This window comes from Enterorhabdus sp. P55, from assembly GCF_009911695.1.
Taxonomy (GTDB): domain Bacteria; phylum Actinomycetota; class Coriobacteriia; order Coriobacteriales; family Eggerthellaceae; genus Enterorhabdus.
Genome location: NZ_QWKK01000198.1, coordinates 1 through 2010 on the forward strand (window position 1 = coordinate 1; position 2010 = coordinate 2010).

The 2010-nt window shown below is 73.0% G+C and carries 3 protein-coding genes; all 3 read right to left on the reverse strand.

The window, feature by feature from the left end:
* Positions 1-205: 205 nt before the first annotated feature.
* On the reverse strand, positions 206-763 hold the full coding sequence (locus D1643_RS10710) for a DJ-1 family glyoxalase III (RefSeq protein WP_160710596.1): 558 nt from the start codon (positions 761-763) through the stop codon (positions 206-208).
* Positions 764-1044: 281 nt separating this feature from the next.
* On the reverse strand, positions 1045-1491 hold the full coding sequence (dtd, locus tag D1643_RS10715) for a D-aminoacyl-tRNA deacylase (RefSeq protein ID WP_160710597.1): 447 nt from the start codon (positions 1489-1491) through the stop codon (positions 1045-1047).
* Positions 1488-1760 (reverse strand): TfoX/Sxy family protein, encoded by a 273-nt coding sequence (locus tag D1643_RS10720; protein WP_160710598.1) that lies wholly within the window; start codon positions 1758-1760, stop codon positions 1488-1490. Before D1643_RS10720 ends, dtd begins: the two co-directional genes overlap by 4 nt.
* Positions 1761-2010: the final 250 nt, after the last annotated feature.

Sequence of the window (2010 nt, forward strand, 5' to 3'; positions counted from 1 at the left end):
CCCGCCGCGCGATGCGCCGCGCACGACGTGCGGGCGGCCGGGGCGCCCGGTCGGGCGTGCCCGCGCCCACGCTCGCGGCATCCGAGACGTCACCGGTCGAGGGCTCCGGGCCCGCCTCCGCGTCCTCCGCCGACGGCCTCGCGTCACGCGCGTCGCACGCGACCCTCCTGCCCTCCACGTCTTCCCCCGTCCGCCTCGTGCGCTGCTAGCGGGCCATCAGCATGTCCGCAGCCACCTCATCGGCCACGGCGTCGCCGGCCACCGCGCGCACGAGCGCGATGCCGAAGTCGAGCGCCTTGCCGGGGCCCGTAGCCGTGACCAGCCCGCCGTCGACGCACACGTCCACGCCCGCCTGGTACGCGCCGGCCGGGAAGCCCTCCTCGCAGCCGGGGTAGCACACGGCGCGGCGGCCCTCCAGAAGGCCCAGGTCAGCCAGGATGGTCGGGCCCGCACAGATGGCGCCCACCAGTCGGCCGCCGGCCATGCGCTCACGCAGCGCGGCGGCCAGCGCGTCGCTCTTGGCCAGGTTCTCCACGCCGAGCGAGCCGCCCGGCACCACCAGCAAGTCGAACGCCCCCAGGTCAACGTCGACCTCAAGCGCGTCGGCCGTCACCCGGATGCCGTGGGCGGCCTCCACCACCGCCTCGCCCATCGTCGAGACGAGCGTCACCGCCACGCCCGCGCGCCTGAGCGCGTCCGCCGGCGCGATGGCCTCCACAGGCTCGAAGCCCTCCCCCAGCATGATCGCCGCTGTCTTTCGCATGGCGCCCTTCCTTTCCTCGCCGCCTTCACGAGCGCCCATGATACCGCACCCGGGCGGCCCCTCCCCTCTGCAGCACCGCGCCCCGCGCCCCCTCGCCATGAGTTTGGGGGCGATTCCTGCAAATTCGGACGGTTTTGCACTCCCCAACGAGCATGATGCGCGCCTTTTCGCCTACCCCGAAAATCGCGACCTGGGGTTTTACGTCCGCACCGCTAGTCATCCGGCCCAATCGTACGCACGGGAGAGTGCAAAACCGTCTGAATTTGCGCGCAGGGGCCGCGCTACAGCTGATCGGTGTCCAGGCAGACGGTAAACGGGCCGCGGTTGACGAGCGCCACGTCCATCATGGCGCCGAACACGCCCGTGCCCACCTCGGACACGTCCGCGCGCACGAGCCCGACGAAGTACTCGTAGAGACGCTCGGCCACGTCGGGCGGCGCCGCATCGGTGAACGAGGGGCGGTTGCCCTTGCGGCAGTTGGCGTAGAGGGTGAACTGGCTCACCACGAGCACGCCGCCGCCAATGTCGGCCAGGCTCAGGTTGGTCTTGCCGTCGGCGTCGTCGAACACGCGCATCCGCGCGATCTTGCGCCACAGGCGGTCGGCCTCGGCCTCGGTGTCGCCCTGGCCCACACCGAGGAGGATGAGGAAGCCGGGGCCCGTCTGGCCGGTCACCGCGCCGCCCACGGTCACGCGCGCCTCGCTGACGCACTGGATGACGGCCCTCATCGCGCGCCTCCCGCCGGTCGGTGCGCCGCGGCGAAGGCCTTGAGCTCCGTCTTGCGCTCGGCGCTCAGCTGGGCCTTCGGGATGCCGAGCACCGCGCCCTCGAGCGCCTGGAGCTGATGGAGGCACACGCCGGGGTCGACGGTTTGCAGGCGCAGCCACGCCTCCTCGGCGCCAAGCGCCGCCAGCTGGGCGGCGTCATCGATGCCGACGGCGCGCAGCAGCTCAGCGGCGCGGGAACCGATGTTGGGAAGGTCGGTGAGCGCTGGCATGAACGTCCTTTCACGCGAAGTTACGAAGTCAGCGCCATTGTCCTCCCGACCGTCGTGGAAGGCAAGCCGCGGATGGCCCCGCCCGCGCCTCGGTCACTCTCCGCAGGTCGCGCGGGCCGCATCCGGGCGGACGTCGGCGCGTGCCGGCGACGCCCCAGACCGTGCGAACCGCGCCAACGACGCCCCAGACCGTGCGGGCCGCGCCGACAACGCCCCCGACCCTGCGGGCCGCGCCGGGCGGGCGCCGGCG

Bases quoted from the DNA above. Each gene is read 5' to 3' on its own strand.
- dtd (WP_160710597.1), bottom strand. From the start codon at position 1,491: ATGAGGGCCGTCATCCAGTGCGTCAGCGAGGCGCGCGTGACCGTGGGC.
- D1643_RS10710 (WP_160710596.1), bottom strand. From the start codon at position 763: ATGCGAAAGACAGCGGCGATCATGCTGGGGGAGGGCTTCGAGCCTGTG.
- D1643_RS10720 (WP_160710598.1), bottom strand. From the start codon at position 1,760: ATGCCAGCGCTCACCGACCTTCCCAACATCGGTTCCCGCGCCGCTGAG.